We start from the raw sequence: 18,125 nt of genomic DNA, 5'->3' as shown, positions 1-18,125 counted from the left end.
GTCCCCTGTGCGGCAGTTCCGGACCGTCGGTGGGGTCAGGCCTTCACCGGGTGGCCGTTGAGCGCGGCCAGCGGAGTGTCCGCGAGGCCCAACTCACCAGCCTTGTCCAGCAGTTGCCGTAGCTGCCCCGCGTTCGCCGTGTCCGACGTCATCAGCCGCGTGAGCAGCGCGGACACGGTGAGGTTCTGCACGTCGGCCGTGGAGACCGAGCCGAGGACGCGGGCGAGGTCGTCGGCGATGTTCGACGTGCCGTCCAGCCACGGACGCGCCAACGCCTGTGCCGTTTCGGAGTTCTGGACGAAGCCGTCGACGCCGCGGCCGAAGGAGATCGACGAGATCAGCCGGTCGAAGAAGACCGAGTCGCCGCCGACGATGTCGATGTCGGCGTTCTCCAGACCGGTCGCCAGCACCGTGGCCTGCGCCTCGGCGACCTGCCGCTGCACATCGAGCCCGGCCAGCCGGATCTCCTTCTCGGCCTGGAGCCGCAGCCGGTACTCCTCGTGGCCGCGCGAGGCGTCGTCGAGGGCGGCCATCGCGGCGGCCTTCTCGGTGAGCCCCTCCGCCTCGGCCTTCAGCTTCTCTCCGATGCCGGTGGCCTCAGCGAGCGCGTTCGCCCGTACGCCCTCGGCCTGCGCGAGCACCTTGGCCTGCGCGCCCTCGGCCTCCGCGAGCGCCTTGGCCCGGGTGCCCTCGGCCTCCGCCCGCAGGCGGGCCTCGGTGCCCTCCGCCTCCGCCCGCAGCCGCGCCCCCGTGGCCTCGGCCTCCGCGCGGCCGGCCTTCACGGTGACCTCGGCCTCCTTGTCGCGGACCTGGACCTCGGCGAGTCCGGCCGCGGCGGCCTCCGCCTGGATGCCCTCGGCGAGCCGCAGCTTGGCTCGGGCATCGAGGTCGGCGGACTTCAACCGGGCCTCGGCGAGGGTGAGTTGCTCACCGGCGCGGTGCTTGGCGGCGGCCTCCGCTGCCTCGGCCGCCTTGATGTCCTTGACCAGCTTCTCCTGCGCCTCGGCCTCGGCGGCGATGATCACGGCCTGCCGGGTGCGCTCCGCCTCCTCCACCACCCGCAGCTTCTTGATGGCCTCCTCCTGCTCGGCCACCGTACGGTCCACGGCGATCCGCTCCCGCACCACGTCCGCGACCTCGCGGCGCTCGGCCTCGACCTCCTTGTCCTTGGCGATCCCGGACAGCGAGGTCTCCCGTTCGCGGGCGATGACTTCGAGGAGGCGGTCCTTCTCGATGCGCTCGTTCTCGACGGCGATGACCCGCTCGCGGTTCTTCTGCGCGACGGCGATCTCGCGGGCCTGGTTCTCGCGCTGGACGCCGAGTTGCTCCTCGGTGCGGAGGAACGCGGTCTGCGCGCCCAGCCGTTCCTCCTCCTGCACCTTCGCGGTGGCGGCCTCCTCCTTGGCGCGCAGGGTCTCCACCTCGCGCCGCTGCCGGATCTCCGCCTCGGCCTGCCGGCGCTCCAACTCCAGGATGGTCTCCCGGGCGTCGACGTTCTGCCGGGTGATCTCCTTCTGCTCGGTGCGCTGGAACTCGTTGGTGCGTACGTGCTCGATCGTCGTCAGCTCGGTGATCTTGCGGATGCCCTGGGCGTCCAGGATGTTCTGGTTGTCGAGTTGAGTCATCGGCGTCTGTTCGAGGAAGTCGATGGCCGCGTCGTCGAGGTGGTAGCCGTTGAGGTCGGTGCCGATGACCTGGATGATCCGGTCCCGGAACTCCTCGCGCTTGGTGTAGAGATCGACGAAGTCGAGCTGTTTTCCCACGGTCTTGAGCGCCTCGGAGAACTTCGCGGCGAAGAAGTCCTGGATCGCCGCCGGGTCGCTCGCGGTCTGGGTGCCGATGGCTTGCGCGACCTTGATGACGTCCTCGACGGTCTTGTTGACCCGCACGAAGAAGCTGATGTGGATGTCGGCCCGGATGTTGTCCTGGCAGATCAGGCCCTCGCGGCCGGTGCGGCGGATCTCGATGGTCTTCACCGAGATGTCCATGAACTCGGCCTTGTGCAGCACCGGCAGGACGACCGCACCGGTGAAGGTCACATCGACCTTCTTCGTCTTGGAGACGATCAGGGCCCGCCCCTGCTCCACCTTCCGGAACAGCCGGCCGACCATCAGCAGCAGGGTGAGCGCGATGAGCAGGACAACGGCGACGAACACACCGATGCCCACGGTGATGGCGTTCATGACATGGGTCCTCAAGGGATGAGAAGAAGGGTGGTGAAACGAACGTGGGCCAACAGACGTGGGCCAACGGTCGTGGGCCAACTGGCGTCGGCCAACGGTCGTAGGCCAACAGGCGTTGACGACCTACCCCGGGTGGCCGCCCAGGTTGCCGCCCGGACCGGTCCTCGGGTCCAGCGCACTGTCGTAGGGCGCGACCCAGAAGAACTCGCCGATCTCGTCGTAGGCATAGAGCAGTCCGGTGCTGCCATGGGTGAGAGCGCCGTCGTCGTTCTGGCGCACCTGGACCACCGCGGCCGACCCGTCGACGGCCCTGACCTCGGCCTGCCCGAACGTCCCGTCGACCCGCCCCGTGCGGATGGTGCAGGTCAGTCCGACGAAGTCCAGCCGGGACGGCCCTGCCTCGTCGGGGAAGAGGCGGTGCAGGGGTCGTACGAGCACCTTGGTCGTCCGCCAGGAGACGAACACCGCGCCCAGCAGCACAACCACCCCCACCAGAACGCCGATCGGGCCCGACGGGACGAGCAGCACGCTCGCGCAGAAGCTGATCAGCCAGCCGACGGCGACGAACAGCGAGAAGGCGAGCGTCACCGGGACCCCGCCCAGCCACCGGACGTCGCCGTGCGCGCGGGAGTGGAGGTGGGCATGGCCGTGTCCGTGGGCGTCGGCCGCGCCGAGCGCGACCAGCAGCCAGTACAGGACGACCACGACGAGCGCCGCGGTGAAGACGATGGCGGGAAACCCGATGGCGGCCGCGACGAACGCCCCCATGGTCCCCGCCCCCGTTCCCTCGCTCGCCCTGACAGCCCACGGGGATGCGCGGATCGCGGTTCCGGTGCAGGACACCTGCCGGTGTCCGGCACCGGATCCTTCCGCGGTGCTCCCCTGGCGCCATGGTGCGCGCGGGGTGCGCGCCCGCGCATTGCCGGAACCCGGCAGTGTTCATTAGGGTCTTGATGCCGGTGACGCGCTAAGAAAGCGTTACCGGGGCGTCAAGAAAACAGGGGGCGGAGTTGCCGGAGCGCGGGATGCCTGAGCAGTATCTGGCGGGGTACGCGCAGCTCCTGGCGGAGGTGGCCGGCACCGGACGCCGCCTGACCCGGGCCGAGTTGGAGGCCCGCCGCACCCTGGGCGAGCAGGCGGCCGAGGCGGGCCACGGACTGCGTGCCCTGGTCAGCGCCCATCTGACCGCCACCCGCACCGCCTGGCCGCAGACCCCCGGCTCCGCCGACTGCGTCCTGGCCGCGGTGCAGCAGGCCGTCGACGCCTTCGCCGAGGGTTACGACCGCGCCCAGCGCCTCGCCGTACGCCAGGAGGAGGCGGCCCGGCGGGAGTTCATCGACGACCTCCTCTACGGCCGCAGCGACCTGGGTCGGCTCGCCGAACGCGCCGAGCGCTTCGGCCTGCGCCTGTCCCACACGCACGCCGTCGCCGTGGTGCAGGGCCCGACGCCGTACGACGAGAGCGCGCCCGTGCCGCGTCAGGTGGAGCGCGCGATGATCAGCCGTTTCGGTGACCGCAACATCCTGCTCACCACGAAAGCCGGCCGGATGCTGTGCGTCGCGCCCGGCGACCAGGACGAGGTCCTCGCCCACTTCGCCAAGCAGTCGTACGCGGCGGCGGAGGGCACCCGCGCGGCGATCGGCCGGCCGCGGCCGGGCGCGGGCGGGATCGTCCAGTCCTACGAGGAGGCCCTCAACACACTCGAACTGGCCGAGCGGCTCGACCTGGAGGGGCCTCTTCTGCGCGCCGCCGACCTGCTGGTCTACCCGGTGCTGACCCGCGACCGACAGGCCATGGCCGATCTGGTGCTGGACGCGCTGGGCCCGCTCACCAGGGCGCGCGGCGGTCCGCGACCGCTGCTGGACACCCTCGCGATGTACTTCGACTGCGGCTGTGTGGCCGCGGAGACGGCCCGCCGGCTCTCGCTGAGCGTGCGCGCGCTGACCTACCGCCTGGAGCGTATCCACCAGCTCACCGGTGCGGATCCGGCCAATCCCGGCCAGCGGTACACGTTGCAGACGGCGGTGATCGGGGCCCGTCTGCTGGGCTGGCCCGACAGCGAGTTGTGAGGGCCCGGCGGGCAGAAAAAAGCGACCCCGCGCCCGGATGGATCGTCGGCGGCGTGGTCGCTTGAGGTGTTTGGAGCGGTGGGGGCGGAGGCGTCAGCCCAGGGTGGTGCCGATGTACGAGGTCGATTCCGGACCGGCGTCCGCGGTGGGCTCGGGAGCCGAGGGCGCGGGGGTGGCCGGCGCGGGCGGCGTCTCGTGGCAGGTGAAGCCGAGCCGGGTCAGGGCCCTGGTCACCTCGAAGGCGGTGAAGTCACGGCGGTCCTGCTTGGTGATGACCTCGCCGACCTGCTTGACCGGGTACAGCTTGCGGCTGATGACGGCGCACGGGCCGGTGACTGGCTGCTCCGGGCGGATGCCCTTGAGCATCTCCTCCACCTCGCTCTTCGTCAGATCGAAGGGGTAACGGGCGATCACGCAGCGCATGGTGCCTCACCTAGGGGTTCGAGCGGGCGGAGAGGGGAGGATTTCTCCGCGGGGAATGCGGAAGAACGGCCGAAGAACGGCGGGTGGCCGAGGAACGGCGACTAAATGAGCAGATACGAAAAGGGGCCCGCACCCAAGGTGCGGGCCCCTGTTTCGCAGTCTCGCGTGCTTAGGCGGGAACGATGTTCTCCGCCTGCGGGCCCTTCTGGCCCTGCGTGATGTCGAAGGTCACCTTCTGACCTTCCTGCAGCTCGCGGAAGCCCTGGGTGGCGATGTTCGAGTAGTGGGCGAAGACGTCAGCGCCGCCGCCGTCCTGCTCGATGAAGCCGAAGCCCTTTTCCGCGTTGAACCACTTCACGGTACCGGTGGCCATGTCTTAACTCCTAGGCAGTGCACGAGATCCGCACTTTACGAATCTCCTCCATCGCCGTGATGATCACCTGTCCGGAAACCCGGTTCAAAATTGGCAACCACAACTGCAACTGAAGTCAGCCTAGCACGGAACCCATTTTCGCGGCGGTGAAATTGTGTGCGAAAAGCGCCGCACAAAACAGTGAATTTCTGTTTCGGGCGCATCAGATTTTCTGCTGCTCCTCGCGCTCCTCGCCGGACCGCAACTCCTCGTTGACACGCAGCGCCTCGTCCAGCCGGTCCTCCAGGCTGATGATGCGGCAGGCGGCCTCGATGGGGGTCCCCTGGTCGACCAGTTCGCGGGCCCGGGAGGCCGTACGGAGCTGATGGCGCGAGTAGCGGCGGTGTCCGCCGTCCGACCGCGTCGGTCTGATCAGCCCGGCCTCGCCCAGTGACCGTAGGAAACCGGGGGTGGAACCGATCAACTCGGCGGCCCGGCCCATGGTGTAGGCCGGGTAGTGGTCGTCGTCGAGCCGGTCGGCCGCGGGCTGCTGGCTTTCTGCGGGCATGTACACCTTTCCTGCGGGCCACCTGAGGGTCGGCCCACCGCACGGATCCGGGTTTCCCCGTACGGGAACTCTAGTCGCACCCGGTGAATCTCTGTCGCGGCGAGCACAGATGTCCTGACGCGGCTTGGGGCGGTCAGCGTCCCAGGATCAGGACGTAGCAGGGCCCGAACGGCTGCGGATCAAGGTCTACGGGGTCTGGCACGGAGCCCCGTTCGGGGGCTTCTCCTGCGGTCCGTTCGGAGGACCGTTCGAGGTCCGTGGCGACCTTCCGTACGACGTCCTGCCAGCCCCAGGCCCGGTAGGCGGCCAGTGTCTCGGTGTCCGTGCGGGGCACCAGGGCGATGCCGAGGGCCGGCGCGTGGTCGGCGAGCAGCCTGCGTTGGAGGCGCCGGGCGAGGTTCCAGTCCCGGTCCTGGTAGTGGGTGCGCACGCGGGGCGGGACGACGATCCCGGAGAACGCGAAGAGCCCGCCGGTGACCGCGAGGCCGCGCAGGCTCCGGGGGAGATCGGCGTCGCACCCCTGCCACCAGGGGTCGGTGCCGCGCACGGGGAAACCGTAGGCGCAGGCCGTCAGGGTGGTGTTCTCGGCGATCAGGAGGGCGAAGCCGGGGCGCCGGATGTCACCGGCCAGCCGCCGCAGGAAGGCAGCGCGCGAAGGGTTCCCCGTACGGGCCCCGCCGCAGGTCTCCTCGTACAGATCGCCCAGGTCCTCGAAGCGGTCCTCGATCTGGCGCCGGCTGAGCGGGCGGACGCGGTCGCCCTGCGTGGGCGAGGGTCCGCGCTCCCGGCCGGCCGGGGACCACGCCTGCTCCCGGTCCGCCGCACCGCGCTCGACGAGTCGCGCGGCCGTCGGCCGACCGGGCACGTTCACGGTCATGGGCTGAGCCCTGCCCCGGGCGCGCACACCCACCCGGCGTCGTCATTCGCCGAGGACGGCCCCGGTGCGATCCGGCGCACGAGAAATCCCCGGTTCTTTCACGGTACGCCCGCGCGGGTGGCGGGGGCGGGCGGTGAGGCGCGGGCGGCGACGGGCCCGCCACCCCTTACTGGTTCCAGCCCTACTGGTTCAGCCCTACTGGTTCAGCCCTACTGGTTCCAGCTCTCGTCGTACGGGTCCTTCGGTGTCGGGACCGGTCGGGCCTCGGTGACCTGGAAGTAGGGGATCGGGCCGTTGTTGACGGGGTCCTTGGTCTGCTTGGCGCTGTAGGTGCCGGTGACCTCCAGCCAGGTGTCGGGCTGGAGGACCGGTGGGATCTTGCCGGTCAGCGCGATCTTGACCGGCTGGGCGTCGGCGGCACAGCAGTTGAGGGCCATGCGGACCAGGTAGGGGGCACCCGACTTGTCCAGCGCTATGAAGCCGGTGACCTTGAGCCGGCGGTCGCCGAGGGAGTGCCCGTGGTCGTAGACCGCGCGGCTCGCGTAGTCGACCAGGCCGATGGTGAGCGGGTTGCTGTCGGGGAGCTTGGAGAGGCCGTAGGGCTGCTGGAGGGCCGTGCCCGTGCGGACCGCGCTGTAGGAGCCGAGGGCCGGTGGGGCGACCAGGATGAGGGCGAAGAGGGGGAGGATCAGGAGCCAGGAGATACGGGGTTCGCGGTGCACATGCCCCTGAGCCTCGCCCTCTCCGTGCGCCTCCTGCGTCTCCTTCTCCTTGACCAGCCGTGAGCGGCGCCACTCGTACCAGGCCGTCGCCAGCGCCGCCACGATCAGGACCGCGCCGGAGAGCAGCAGCAGGGGCTGGAGTCCGGCCTTGACGTAGCGCAGGTAGAGGTTGGTGAGGCCCGCGTGCAGGAGGGCCGCGCCGACCAGGAACATGACCGCCGCCTGTGCCTGCCGGTTCACAGGAGCACCGCCCCGGTGACGACCGCGCCCGCGATGGCGAGGGCGAAGGTGGCGGGTGCGAAGCGCAGCGCGAAGCCGCGGCCGAAGGTGCCGGCCTGCATGGCGAACAGTTTCAGGTCGATCATCGGGCCGACCACCAGGAACGCGAGCTTCGCGGTGAGCGAGAACTGGGTGAGCGAGGCGGCGACGAACGCGTCCGCCTCCGAGCAGATCGACAGCAGGACGGCGAGCACGGAGAGGGCGAGGATCGCCACCACCGGGTTGTCGGCCGCCGTGCGCAGCCAACTCGCCGGCGCGACCGCCTTGAGGGTCGCCGCGGACATCGCGCCCAGCACCAGGAACCCGCCCGCCTGCATCACGTCGTGCCGCACCGAGCCCCAGAACGCGGCACCCTTGGTCTCGCCCTCGTGCGGTTCGTGGGCGGGCAGCCGCAGCCAGTCGGTGCGGCCGAGGCGCTGCCACAGCCAGCCCATCACACAGGCCACGAGCAGGCTGCCGACGAACCGGCCGACGACCATCTCGGGGTTGCGCGGGAACGCCACGGCCGTCGCGGTCAGCACGATCGGGTTGATCGCCGGGGCGGAGAGCAGGAACGCGATCGCCGCCGCCGGGGTGACACCGCGCCGCACCAGCGCACCGGCCACCGGCACGGACGCGCACTCGCAGCCCGGCAGGATCGCGCCCGCCATCCCGGCCACCGGCACGGCCAGCACCGGGTTGTTCGGCAGCGCGCGGGCGAAGAACGTCGGTGGTACGAACACCGCGATGGCCGCCGACAGCAGCACGCCCAGCACCAGGAAGGGCAGCGCCTGCACGACCACGGCCACGAACACCGTCATCCAGCTCTGCATCACCGGCGCGGACAGCGCCTGCCGGATCGGCCCCTGTGCCAGCACGACCACGAGCAGCACCATGGTCAGCACGAGCGGCGAGTTGAAATGCCAGCCCCCCTCCTTGGCGGGTGCGGGCGGTGTCGCGGGCGCTTCCACAGTCGGTGGCGTTTCCGCGGTCGACGGCGGCTCCGTGGTCGGCGCGGCTGGTTCGGTGGTGATGGCCACGGGTGAGATACCTCCGGCAGACGCGGGTTTCGCGAGTTTTGCTCCCTCCCCCTGCATACGGCAGCCGGGGCACGGGTGTTCAGCGGAAAACTGGAACCACCCGCCTCCTTGGGGCAGTCTTTTCCCTCGTGGCGAGCAGCGTTCCGAATCAGACCCCGCCGGGCACCGCCCGCGCGCACATGGTGGTGTGCGGCGACGACGCGCTCGCCCACCGGCTCGCCGCCGAACTGCGCAGTGTCTACGGCGAGCAGATCACCCTCGTCGTACCGCTCTCCGAGGCCACCGCCCGCCCACCGGTGGTCGGCCGCGCGCGTGCCGCCTCGGTGGCCCTGCTCGACCGGGTCAACGCGGCGGTGGCCCGGGCGAACGGCAACGGCACCCCCGCCGCCCCCGAACCCCCGCGCGGGGAGCGGGTGTTGGAGGCCGCCGAGCTGACCGAGGCGGTGTTCGTCGAGGCCGGTGTGGAGCGGGCGACCGCGCTGGCCCTCGTCCACGATGACGACGAGACGAACATCCGCGCCGCCCTCACCGCCCGCCGCCTCAATCCCCGTATCCGGCTCGTGCTCCGCCTCTACAACCGGCGTCTGGGCCAGCACATCGAGGAACTCCTCGACCAGGCGGCCGCGTTGGCGACCGGCGAGGAGGGTGGGCCCGTGTTCGATGCGTCCACCACCGTGCTCTCCGACGCCGACACGGCCGCGCCCGCGCTGGCCGCCACCGCGCTCGCCGGTACCAGCAAGGTCGTCCAGACCGACGGGCTGCTGCTGCGCGCGGTGGAACGGCCGCCGCCGGGACCCGGACAGGTCGCCGACCCCGGACTGGCCACCCTCGCCCTGCTGTCGGCGACCAGCAGCGACCCGGCCGGCGCGGACGGCTCCGAGGGCATGGGCGAACAGGGACCGCGCCTGCTGCCGGACGCGGCGGCCGTCGCCTCGGCCACCGGACGCGGCACCGTCGTCCTGGAACAGGTGTCGTACGCCGGACCCCAACTGCCGGGCGGGCGCGGGGGCGGGGGCGGTGTCGTACCGCCGTTCTCCTCCCTCTTCTCGCGGCGGCTGCGCTGGTCGCTGGCCGGCATGGTGGCGTGCGTGATCGCGCTCGCCGTCTCGCTGTGGCTGGTGACCGGTATCCATCCCCTGCGGGCCTTCTATCTGACGCTGCTCGATCTCTTCGCGATCGACGACCCCGCGATCGGGGCGTCCTTGGGGCGGCAGATCCTCCAACTCCTCTCCGGTCTCGTCGGGTTGCTGATGCTGCCGGTGCTGCTGGCCGCGGTCCTTGAGGCGCTCGGCACGTTCCGTACGGCGTCCGCGCTGCGCAAGCCGCCGCGGGGGCTCGGCGGGCATGTCGTGCTGCTCGGCCTCGGCAAGATCGGCACCCGGGTGCTGACCCGGCTGCGGGAACTCAACATCCCCGTGGTGTGCGTCGAGGCCGACCCCGAGGCCCGCGGGCTCGCGGTCGCGCGCCGGCTGCGGGTGCCGGTGATCCTCGGCGACGTCACCCAGGAGGGCGTCCTGGAATCCGCCAAGATCCACCGCTCCCACGCCCTGCTCGCGGTCACCAGCTCCGACACCACCAACCTCGAAGCGGTGCTCTACGCGCGGTCCGTGCGGCCCGATCTGCGGGTCGTACTACGGCTCTACGACGACGACTTCGCGACCGCCGTGTACCGCACCCTGCGCGCCGCCCATCCGCACGCCCTGACCCGGAGCCGGAGCGTCTCCCATCTGGCCGCGCCCGCGTTCGCCGGGGCGATGATGGGGCGGCAGATCCTGGGCGCCATCCCCGTCGAGCGGCGGGTGCTGCTGTTCGCGGCGATGACCGTGGGCGGCCATCCCCAACTGGAGGGGAAGACGGTCGCCGAGGCGTTCCGCGCCGGGTCCTGGCGGGTGCTGGCGCTGGACACGGCGACACGGGACGCCTCGGAGGACGTACGGCGGTCGGGGCTGGTGTGGGACCTCCCCGACACATATGTCCTGCGGGGCTCGGACAGGGTTGTGCTCGCGGCGACTCGGCGGGGGTTGGCGGAGTTGCTCGGGCGCAGGCCTCGGGATCGTGCCGGGACTTGATGGAACCCTGTGCCGAGGCGGGCGGTGCTGGGGGCTGCGCCCCCAGACCCCCGCTTCGGCCCGAAAGGGCCTCGTCCTCAAACGCCGGCCGGGCTGGAGGTGACCGGCGCTCAGAGGCCCAAGTGCCGTGCCGCGAAGTCCAGTTCGAGTCTCACCTGCTTGATCCGCTCGTCCACCACCAGTGACCCGTGTCCCGCGTCGTACCGGTACACCTCGTGCACGGCGCCTCTCTTCTCCAGGCGCTTCACGTAGTTGTCGATCTGGCGGATCGGGCAGCGCGGGTCGTTGACACCGGCCGAGATGTAGACCGGGGAGGTGACCTCGTCGACGTAGGTCAGCGGGGAGGACGCCGCGAAGCGGTCCGGGACCTCCTCGGGGGTGCCGCCGAGGAGGGTGCGGTCCATGGCCTTCAGGACTTCCATCTCGTCGTGGTACGCCGTGACGTAGTCGGCGACCGGCACCGCAGCGATGCCCAGCGTCCACGCGTCGGGCTGGGTGCCGAGGCCGAGGAGGGTGAGATAGCCGCCCCAGGAGCCGCCGGTGAGGATCAGCTTCCCGGGGTCGGCGAGCCCGGAGCTGATCGCCCACTCCCGGACCGCCGCGATGTCCTCCAGCTCGATCAGACCGACCCGGTACTTCAGGGCGTCCGTCCAGGCGCGCCCGTATCCGGTCGAGCCGCGGTAGTTGACCCGGACGACCGCGTATCCGTGGTCGACCCAGGCCGCCGGGCCGGCCGCGAAGGAGTCGCTGTCGTGCCAGGTCGGGCCGCCGTGGATGTCGAAGACGGTGGGGAAGGGGCCCGTGGCACCCGCCGGCTTCTGGACGAGCGCGTGGATCCGGCCGCCCGGTCCCTCCACCCACACGTCCTCGACCGGCACCGAGCCGGGCGACTTCATGCCGGGCGGGTCCAGGACGACCTCGCCCGTCGTCGAGCGCACGGTGGACGGCTCGGCGGCCGAGGACCACAGGTACTCGACGCTGCCGTCCGGCCGGGCCGTGACGCCCGACAGCGAACCGACCGGTGTCGGCACCTTCACCAGCGCGCCCGAGGCGAGGTCGTAGCGGAACACCTCGCTGCGGGCCTCGAAGCTGTGCGCGACGAGGAGGGCCGAGCCGTCCGGATACCACTCGGCGCTCACGTCACCGGGCAGGTCCAGGTCCAGGTCCGTCTCGCCGCCCTTGACCACGTCCCACACCAGGGGCTCCCAACGGCCGCGCCGCTGATGGCCGATGAGGAGGCGGGTGTCGCCGTCGACGGGGGCGAAGCCGAGCACCTCGAGGCCCAGTTCTTCGGTGCCGCCCTTGGTGTCGTCGAGGTCGGCGACCGCCGTGCCGTCCGGGCGCAGGACGCGCAGCGCCGAGTGCATGGCGTCGCCGTGCTCGGTGTGCTCGATCGCGATCAGCGAACCGTCGTGCGAGAGGTCGCCGACGCCCGCCGACTCGCGGTGGCGGTAGAGCAGCGTGGTCTCTTCGCCGGTGCGGGCGAGGTGGATCGTCGTACCGTCCTCGTCCGTGGAGCGGCCCACGACTGCCGTGCGGCCGTCCCGGGCGAGGGCGAGCCCGGCCGGGTAGGAGGGTTCGAGACCGGGGACGGCCGGTTCGTCGGGGCCGCCCTTGAAGGGCTGGCGGCGCCAGATGCCGAACTCGTCGCCGTCCTTGTCGTCGAACCACCAGATCCACTCCCCGTCCGGGGAGAGCACACCGTCCGTCGTGCCGTTCGGCCGGTCCGTGACCTGGCGTTGCTCGCCCGTCGCCCGGTCCCAGGCATACAGCTCGTACGTCCCTGTCGCGTTCGACACGAACAGGGAACGGTCGGGTGCGTCCTCCGCCCAGTCGGGCAGGGACACTCGGGGCGCCCTGAAGCGCTTCTCCCAGTCCGGTGTGGTCTCGGACCTGTTGCTCTCAGTCATGGCCCCATACTGCCCGCCCTCACAGACATTGCACTGGTCGGATCCTCAGCCTGTGGATAACTTCGACCAAGACCCGGTCCGGGCATTGCCGAGGCCCGGTCGGACCCCCGGGCCGAGGCCCTTGTGGGAGCCCCGTACCGTGGGAGCGTGTACCGGTTTCTGCTGACATCGCGCTGGTGGGGCATCAACGTCTTCGTACTGCTCGCCATCCCCTTCTGCATCTTCATGGGGTCGTGGCAGCTCAGCCGGTTCCAGGCGCGCGTGGACAGCAGCCACCAGGCCACCCGGCAGGTGGAGACGGACCGCACGGAAGCCGCCCGCCCGCTCACCGAACTGCTGCCCGTCGACCAGAGCACCTCGGGCCGGCAGGCCACCGCGACCGGCCGGTACGGCAAGCAACTCCTCGTCCCCGACCGCCAGTTGGACGGAAAGAACGGCTACTACGTCCTGACCCTGCTGCGCACCGACGGCGGTAAGGCGCTGCCCGTCGTCCGCGGCTGGCTCCCCGGCACACCGGACGCCGCGAAGGCACCCGCGCCGCCGGCCGGCGAGATCACCGTCACCGGCTCGCTCCAGGCGTCCGAGACCCCCGGCGACAACGGCGTCAGCGCCCAGGGCGGGCTGCCGTCCGGCCAGACCTCGGCGATCAGCGCGGCCTCGCTGGTGAACCTCGTGCCGTATCAGATGTACGACGCGTGGATCACGCTCGACAAGGGCGACTCGGGGATGAAGGCCGTACCGGCGACCGCGCCCGCGAACACCGGTCTCGACCTGAAGGCGTTCCAGAACCTCGGCTACACCGGCGAGTGGTTCGTCTTCGCGGGCTTCGTCGTCTTCATGTGGTTCCGGCTGCTGCGCCGCGAGGTGGAGTTCGCGCGGGACGCGGAACTCGGGCTGGTGCCGGAGGACGAGAGCGCGGAAGCCGCCCAGGTGTCCGTCTGACGGTCGCCCGCGGCGCCGGGTCCCCCGGACCGTCCTACGATCCCGACAGCACGCCCGTCCGGTAGATCGTGCCCGCGCACGCGTTGGACACGACGGCCGTGACCGTCGGCGAGCCGGCCTCCGCGGTGTGGGAGATCTGGACGCTGCCGTCGAGTGTGCCGTCCTCGCGGACCAGTTGGGTGGACGTACCGGTGTCGCCGGTCGTGGACCCGCTGCTGGTGCTGGTGTCCTCGCTGGGCGACGGGCTGGCCGTCGTACCGCCGGTGGTGGTGCCGCCCGTGGTGGTGCCGCTCGTGGGGCAGGTCTCGGAAGGCACCCAGGCGAACTTGATCTGGTAGGCGGCGCCCGGCGCCAGCACTAGCTGGGAGACCTCCGTCGACGGGTCGGGCAGACCGGACGCCGCGTCCCCGGAACTGTGCACCGCCACGTTGATCTTGGTGCTGTCGGCGGCACCCTGCGGGGTGAACCCCACGGTGCCGGCGCCGCCGACGGTGCAGCTCGTGCCGGAGGTGTTGGTGACGCTGAACGTGCCGTAGACCGTGCCGCCCGTGTCGGGGGCGTCCACGGTCGAGCTGCTGGCGCCGAGCTGCTCGGCGGTGCAGACGGAGGCGGTCGTCCCGGTGCTGGCCGAAGGGTTGGCGCTCACGGTGCCGCCGCCCGGGGCCTTGCCCGTGCCGCCGTTCTTGTGGCCGCCGGGGTTCTGCGAGGCCTGCCCCGAGGAGCCGCCGGAGGTGCTGGAACCGCCGTCCGGGTTCTTGCCCTGGCTGGTGCCGCCCTGCGCCTGCGAGCTGTTGCCCGCGATGGACGGGTCCGGGTTGGAGCCGGTGGAGTTCGAGACGTGCACGAGGGCCGGGATGGCGGTGCCGAAGAAGAGGGCGGCGGCCGCCATGCCGACGACGGCCTGGCGCTTGCGGGCCCGGCGGGCGGGCACCGCCTTGCGCAGATGGTCCAGCGCGCCGTCGCGCGGCTCGACCTCCTGGACCGCCTGATGCAGCAGCCGCCGCAACGCCAGCTCGTCCGCGTCGAACCCCTGGGGGCTCTCGGGGTTCTCGATGTCCTCGGGGTTCCCGGGGTTCTCCCCGTCAGGGATGTGCCCGTCGAGGCTCGGCCCGGTGGGGCTCTGTTCGTCGGGGCCGTGGTTCACAGTTCCGTTCCCAGCGTGTGATTCTTCCGGCTGTTCCTTGCGCGCCCAAGTCGGTCCGCGCCGGGTCTCCGACTCGTCGACGTTGTCGCTCATGCCGATGCCTCCATCGCGATCCGGAGGGCGGCGATGCCGCGGGAGCCGTACGCCTTCACCGAGCCCAGCGATATGCCGAGCGACTCGGCGACCTGCGCCTCGGTCATGTCCGCGAAGTACCGCAGGACCAGGACCTCGCGCTGGCGGCGCTGCAGCCCCTTCATCGCCTTGATGAGGGAGTCGCGCTCCAACAGGTCGTAGGCACCCTCCTCGGCGCTGGCCATGTCCGGCATCGGCTTCGAGAGGAGCTTGAGGCCGAGGATGCGGCGGCGCAGGGCCGAGCGGGAGAGGTTGACGACGGTCTGGCGCAGATACGCCAGGGTCTTCTCGGGGTCACGGACGCGTTTGCGCGCCGAGTGGACCCGGATGAACGCCTCCTGGACGACGTCCTCGCAGGAGGCGGTGTCGTCGAGGAGGAGTGCGGCCAGGCCGAGCAGCGAGCGGTAGTGCGCCCGATAGGTCTCGGTGAGGTGGTCGACCGTCGTTCCGGCCGCGACGGCGTCGTCGACGCCTTCGCGCTGGTTCGGGATGCGGGTGGGCCGCGCTGCGGGCATCGGCGCGATCACCGGCATGCCGCCGGGCGCACGGGATCCACGCGGAGGCCGTAGGGCCGTGCCGCGTGCCGCAGAGAAGTCGAGTACCTGAGCCACGCCAGTTGGACACGCTTCCCCCCTCGGGGGTTGTACGCGTCGGCCGTCACATTTACGTCAGACGAAACAGACAGTCCACCTACCCGTCTGGTGTCAGGCAGCACAACCGACAGTGCTTCGAACACCCTCATGCCTACCCGCTCTTCCCCTATGTCACGAATGTCCAGGGCGTCCCCACGCCCTGTCCACATCCCCGCGCCCACCTGAAGGGCGTCCGCAAAGACGCTCCCCGCTCGCCGCGCGGTTGCGGAGAGCGGGGAGTGAAATCTTCGGACGCGGAGGTGGCCGGATTCAAGTGGTCTCCACCATTAATCCGGCCACATCGCGCACACTGATCCTACAAATCCGGACGGCACTGGCCAGCGGATTTACGGCCGAGGAGGGTAAGTGCGGCCTGCACTCACCCCAGTTCGCGCGCCACCAGCTCGGCGATCTGCGCGGTGTTGAGCGCGGCTCCCTTGCGCAGGTTGTCCCCGCAGACGAAGAGCTCGAGCGCGGTCGGGTCGTCCAGCGCCCGGCGCAGCCGCCCCACCCAGGTCGGGTCGGTGCCCACCACGTCGGCCGGTGTGGGGAACTCCCCGGCGGCCGGATTGTCGAAGAGGACGACCCCCGGGGCTGTGGCGAGGATCTCACGCGCCTTGTCGACGGTGACCTCGCCCTGGAAGCGGGCGTGGACGGTCAGCGAGTGCGTGGTGACCACCGGGACGCGCACGCAGGTCACCGCGATGGGCAGCGCGGGCTGCCCGAGGATCTTGCGGGTCTCGTCCCGCACCTTCATCTCTTCCGAGGACCAGCCGTCTTCGCGCGGCGAACCGGCCCACGGTACGACGTTCAGCGCGACCGGCTCCGGGAACGGCCCGGTGTTGTCGCCGACGGCCCGCCGTACGTCACCGGGCTTGGTGCCCAGCTCCGTACCGGCGACGAGGGCCAGTTGCCGGCGCAGGGTGTCCACCCCGGCCCGGCCCGCCCCGCTCACCGCCTGGTACGACGACACCACCAGCTCGCGCAGCCCGAACTCGGCGTGCAGCGCGCCCACGGCGACGATCATCGACAGGGTCGTGCAGTTCGGGTTGGCGATGATCCCGCGCGGACGTCGGCGCACCTGGTGCGGGTTGACCTCGGGGACCACCAGGGGCACCTCGGGGTCCATCCGGAAGGCGCCCGAGTTGTCCACGACCACCACGCCCTTGGCGGCGGCGATCGGCGCCCACTGCGCGGAGACCTCGTCGGGTACGTCGAACATCGCGACGTCGACCCCGTCGAAGGCCTCCTCGGTCAGGGCCACCACCTCGACCTGCTCCCCGCGCACGGCCAGCTTGCGGCCGGCCGAGCGCGGAGAGGCGATCAGGCGGATCTCGCCCCAGATGTCCGCGTGCTGGGACAGGATCTGGAGCATGACCGTGCCGACGGCCCCGGTCGCGCCCACCACGGCGAGCGTCGGACGCACGGTCGCTCCGGTTGTGGCCATCAGCGGCCGGTGCCTCCGTAGACGACGGCCTCGTCGCTGTCGGAGTCGAGGCCGAACGCCGTGTGCACGGCGCGGACGGCCTCGTTGACGTCGTCGGCGCGGGTGACGACCGAGATACGGATCTCGGAGGTGGAGATCAGCTCGATGTTCACGCCCGCGTCGGACAGGGCGGTGAAGAAGTCGGCGGTGACGCCGGGGTTCGTCTTCATGCCCGCGCCGACCAGGGAGATCTTGCCGATCTGGTCGTCGTAGCGCAGCGACTCGAAGCCGATGCCGTCCTTGTTCTTCTCCAGGGCGTCGATCGCCTTGCGGCCCTCCGCCTTGGGGAGGGTGAAGGAGATGTCCGTGAGGCCGGTGGCTGCCGCCGACACGTTCTGCACGATCATGTCGATGTTGACCTGGGCGTCGGAGATCGTCCGGAAGATCACCGCGGCCTCGCCCGGCTTGTCGGGCACGCCGACGACCGTGATCTTGGCCTCGGAGGTGTCGTGCGCGACACCGGAGATGATGGCCTGCTCCACCTTCTGGTCCCCAATCGGCTCACTGCTGACCCATGTGCCCTGAAGTCCGCTGAAGCTGGACCGCACATGGATCGGGATGTTGTATCGGCGGGCGTACTCCACACAGCGGTGGAGCAGCACCTTGGAGCCGGAGGCGGCGAGCTCCAGCATGTCCTCGAAGACGATCCAGTCGATCTTCTTCGCCTTGCTCACCACCCGCGGGTCGGCGGTGAAAACCCCGTCGACGTCGGTGTAGATCTCGCACACCTCGGCGTCGAGGGCCGCGGCCAGCGCGACGGCGGTGGTGTCACTGCCACCGCGCCCCAGCGTGGTGATGTCCTTCTTGTCCTGACTGACGCCCTGGAACCCGGCGACGATGGCGATGTTGCCCTCGTCCACCGAGTCACGGATCCGGCCCGGCGTGACATCGATGATCCGGGCTTTGTTGTGGACCGAGTCGGTGATGACGCCTGCCTGGCTGCCGGTGAACGACTGGGCCTCGTGGCCCAGGTTTTTGATCGCCATGGCCAGCAGCGCCATGGAGATCCGCTCTCCGGCGGTCAGCAGCATGTCGAACTCACGCCCGGCGGGCATCGGAGATACCTGCTCGGCGAGATCGATCAGCTCGTCCGTCGTGTCGCCCATCGCGGAAACGACGACGACCACTTGGTGGCCGTTCTTCTTCGCTTCGACGATTCGCTTGGCGACGCGCTTGATGCCCTCGGCATCGGCTACGGAGGAGCCTCCGTACTTCTGCACGACAAGGCCCACGTGCGCTCCTCGCTCAGTCCTGGTGTGTCGGCTCAGTTTAACGAGCGCCCGAAATTCGCTTCCGCGGTATCGCATGGTGAGATTCG

The 18,125-nt window shown here is 70.7% G+C and carries 16 protein-coding genes; 3 read left to right on the top strand and 13 right to left on the bottom strand.

The window, feature by feature from the left end; genetic code table 11:
* Positions 1–35: 35 nt before the first annotated feature.
* On the bottom strand, positions 36–2,183 hold the full coding sequence (locus ABZT04_RS04190; RefSeq protein ID WP_356052711.1) for a flotillin family protein: 2,148 nt from the start codon (positions 2,181–2,183) through the stop codon (positions 36–38).
* Positions 2,184–2,306: 123 nt separating this feature from the next.
* Positions 2,307–2,951 (bottom strand): hypothetical protein, encoded by a 645-nt coding sequence (locus ABZT04_RS04185; RefSeq protein ID WP_356052709.1) that lies wholly within the window; start codon positions 2,949–2,951, stop codon positions 2,307–2,309.
* A gap of 242 nt (positions 2,952–3,193) precedes the next feature.
* Here ABZT04_RS04185 and ABZT04_RS04180 point away from each other — a divergent pair, with 242 nt between their 5' ends.
* Positions 3,194–4,252, top strand: a complete 1,059-nt coding sequence (locus tag ABZT04_RS04180) for a helix-turn-helix domain-containing protein (RefSeq protein ID WP_356052707.1) — start codon at positions 3,194–3,196, stop codon at positions 4,250–4,252.
* Positions 4,253–4,345: 93 nt separating this feature from the next.
* Here the strand turns inward: ABZT04_RS04180 and ABZT04_RS04175 are convergent, their stop codons facing one another.
* The 6 genes from ABZT04_RS04175 to ABZT04_RS04150 form a co-directional block, all read right to left on the bottom strand.
* The gene (locus ABZT04_RS04175; protein ID WP_356052705.1) at positions 4,346–4,675 is read right to left on the bottom strand and encodes an SCO5918 family protein; all 330 of its coding nucleotides are present in this window, start codon (positions 4,673–4,675) and stop codon (positions 4,346–4,348) included.
* Between the two features lie 169 nt (positions 4,676–4,844).
* Positions 4,845–5,048: a cold-shock protein gene (locus tag ABZT04_RS04170; protein WP_019063123.1), complete on the bottom strand. Its 204-nt coding sequence runs from the start codon at positions 5,046–5,048 to the stop codon at positions 4,845–4,847.
* A 202-nt stretch (positions 5,049–5,250) separates the two neighbouring features.
* The gene (locus ABZT04_RS04165) at positions 5,251–5,595 is read right to left on the bottom strand and encodes a MerR family transcriptional regulator (protein ID WP_356052703.1); all 345 of its coding nucleotides are present in this window, start codon (positions 5,593–5,595) and stop codon (positions 5,251–5,253) included.
* A gap of 133 nt (positions 5,596–5,728) precedes the next feature.
* Positions 5,729–6,472 (bottom strand): hypothetical protein, encoded by a 744-nt coding sequence (locus ABZT04_RS04160; RefSeq protein WP_356052701.1) that lies wholly within the window; start codon positions 6,470–6,472, stop codon positions 5,729–5,731.
* Between the two features lie 209 nt (positions 6,473–6,681).
* Entirely contained in the window at positions 6,682–7,434 is a 753-nt protein-coding gene (locus ABZT04_RS04155; protein WP_356052698.1) for a TIGR03943 family protein, read from the bottom strand.
* Positions 7,431–8,492, bottom strand: a complete 1,062-nt coding sequence (locus ABZT04_RS04150) for a permease (RefSeq protein WP_356052696.1) — start codon at positions 8,490–8,492, stop codon at positions 7,431–7,433. The genes ABZT04_RS04155 and ABZT04_RS04150 overlap by 4 nt, the downstream gene beginning before the upstream one ends.
* 179 nt (positions 8,493–8,671) lie before the next feature.
* Between ABZT04_RS04150 and ABZT04_RS04145 the strand changes: the two genes are divergently transcribed.
* On the top strand, positions 8,672–10,561 hold the full coding sequence (locus ABZT04_RS04145; protein WP_356053064.1) for an NAD-binding protein: 1,890 nt from the start codon (positions 8,672–8,674) through the stop codon (positions 10,559–10,561).
* 110 nt (positions 10,562–10,671) lie between these two features.
* On the opposite strand, the gene ABZT04_RS04140 is transcribed toward ABZT04_RS04145, so the two are convergent.
* The gene (locus tag ABZT04_RS04140) at positions 10,672–12,471 is read right to left on the bottom strand and encodes a prolyl oligopeptidase family serine peptidase (protein ID WP_356052694.1); all 1,800 of its coding nucleotides are present in this window, start codon (positions 12,469–12,471) and stop codon (positions 10,672–10,674) included.
* Between the two features lie 147 nt (positions 12,472–12,618).
* Here ABZT04_RS04140 and ABZT04_RS04135 point away from each other — a divergent pair, with 147 nt between their 5' ends.
* Positions 12,619–13,413 carry an SURF1 family protein gene (locus ABZT04_RS04135; protein WP_356052692.1) on the top strand — a complete coding sequence of 265 codons (795 nt, stop codon included), beginning with the start codon at positions 12,619–12,621 and terminating at the stop codon, positions 13,411–13,413.
* A gap of 34 nt (positions 13,414–13,447) precedes the next feature.
* Here the strand turns inward: ABZT04_RS04135 and ABZT04_RS04130 are convergent, their stop codons facing one another.
* The 4 genes from ABZT04_RS04130 to ABZT04_RS04115 all read right to left on the bottom strand — a co-directional run bounded on the left by ABZT04_RS04130 (position 13,448) and on the right by ABZT04_RS04115 (position 18,039).
* Positions 13,448–14,650, bottom strand: a complete 1,203-nt coding sequence (locus ABZT04_RS04130) for a DUF4232 domain-containing protein (RefSeq protein ID WP_356052690.1) — start codon at positions 14,648–14,650, stop codon at positions 13,448–13,450.
* Positions 14,647–15,300 carry a SigE family RNA polymerase sigma factor gene (locus ABZT04_RS04125; protein WP_356052688.1) on the bottom strand — a complete coding sequence of 218 codons (654 nt, stop codon included), beginning with the start codon at positions 15,298–15,300 and terminating at the stop codon, positions 14,647–14,649. The genes ABZT04_RS04130 and ABZT04_RS04125 overlap by 4 nt, the downstream gene beginning before the upstream one ends.
* A gap of 400 nt (positions 15,301–15,700) precedes the next feature.
* Positions 15,701–16,768, bottom strand: coding sequence for an aspartate-semialdehyde dehydrogenase (locus ABZT04_RS04120; RefSeq protein ID WP_356052686.1), 1,068 nt, complete (start codon positions 16,766–16,768; stop codon positions 15,701–15,703).
* Positions 16,768–18,039 carry an aspartate kinase gene (locus ABZT04_RS04115; protein WP_356052683.1) on the bottom strand — a complete coding sequence of 424 codons (1,272 nt, stop codon included), beginning with the start codon at positions 18,037–18,039 and terminating at the stop codon, positions 16,768–16,770. The genes ABZT04_RS04120 and ABZT04_RS04115 overlap by 1 nt, the downstream gene beginning before the upstream one ends.
* Between the last annotated feature and the right edge of the window lie 86 nt (positions 18,040–18,125).

Origin of the sequence: Streptomyces sp. NPDC005492, from assembly GCF_040605995.1 — a bacterium.
Classification (GTDB): domain Bacteria; phylum Actinomycetota; class Actinomycetes; order Streptomycetales; family Streptomycetaceae; genus Streptomyces.
This window is presented reverse-complemented; position numbering and strand designations above follow the sequence as displayed.

What these genes read in the sequence shown, in the direction of transcription:
- ABZT04_RS04190 (WP_356052711.1), bottom strand. Translation starts at nt 2,183, where the DNA reads ATGAACGCCATCACCGTGGGCATCGGTGTGTTCGTCGCCGTTGTCCTG.
- ABZT04_RS04185 (WP_356052709.1), bottom strand. Translation starts at nt 2,951, where the DNA reads ATGGGGGCGTTCGTCGCGGCCGCCATCGGGTTTCCCGCCATCGTCTTC.
- ABZT04_RS04175 (WP_356052705.1), bottom strand. Translation starts at nt 4,675, where the DNA reads ATGCGCTGCGTGATCGCCCGTTACCCCTTCGATCTGACGAAGAGCGAG.
- ABZT04_RS04170 (WP_019063123.1), bottom strand. Translation starts at nt 5,048, where the DNA reads ATGGCCACCGGTACCGTGAAGTGGTTCAACGCGGAAAAGGGCTTCGGC.
- ABZT04_RS04165 (WP_356052703.1), bottom strand. Translation starts at nt 5,595, where the DNA reads ATGCCCGCAGAAAGCCAGCAGCCCGCGGCCGACCGGCTCGACGACGAC.
- ABZT04_RS04160 (WP_356052701.1), bottom strand. Translation starts at nt 6,472, where the DNA reads ATGACCGTGAACGTGCCCGGTCGGCCGACGGCCGCGCGACTCGTCGAG.
- ABZT04_RS04145 (WP_356053064.1), top strand. Translation starts at nt 8,672, where the DNA reads ATGGTGGTGTGCGGCGACGACGCGCTCGCCCACCGGCTCGCCGCCGAA.
- ABZT04_RS04140 (WP_356052694.1), bottom strand. Translation starts at nt 12,471, where the DNA reads ATGACTGAGAGCAACAGGTCCGAGACCACACCGGACTGGGAGAAGCGC.
- ABZT04_RS04130 (WP_356052690.1), bottom strand. Translation starts at nt 14,650, where the DNA reads ATGAGCGACAACGTCGACGAGTCGGAGACCCGGCGCGGACCGACTTGG.
- ABZT04_RS04120 (WP_356052686.1), bottom strand. Translation starts at nt 16,768, where the DNA reads ATGGCCACAACCGGAGCGACCGTGCGTCCGACGCTCGCCGTGGTGGGC.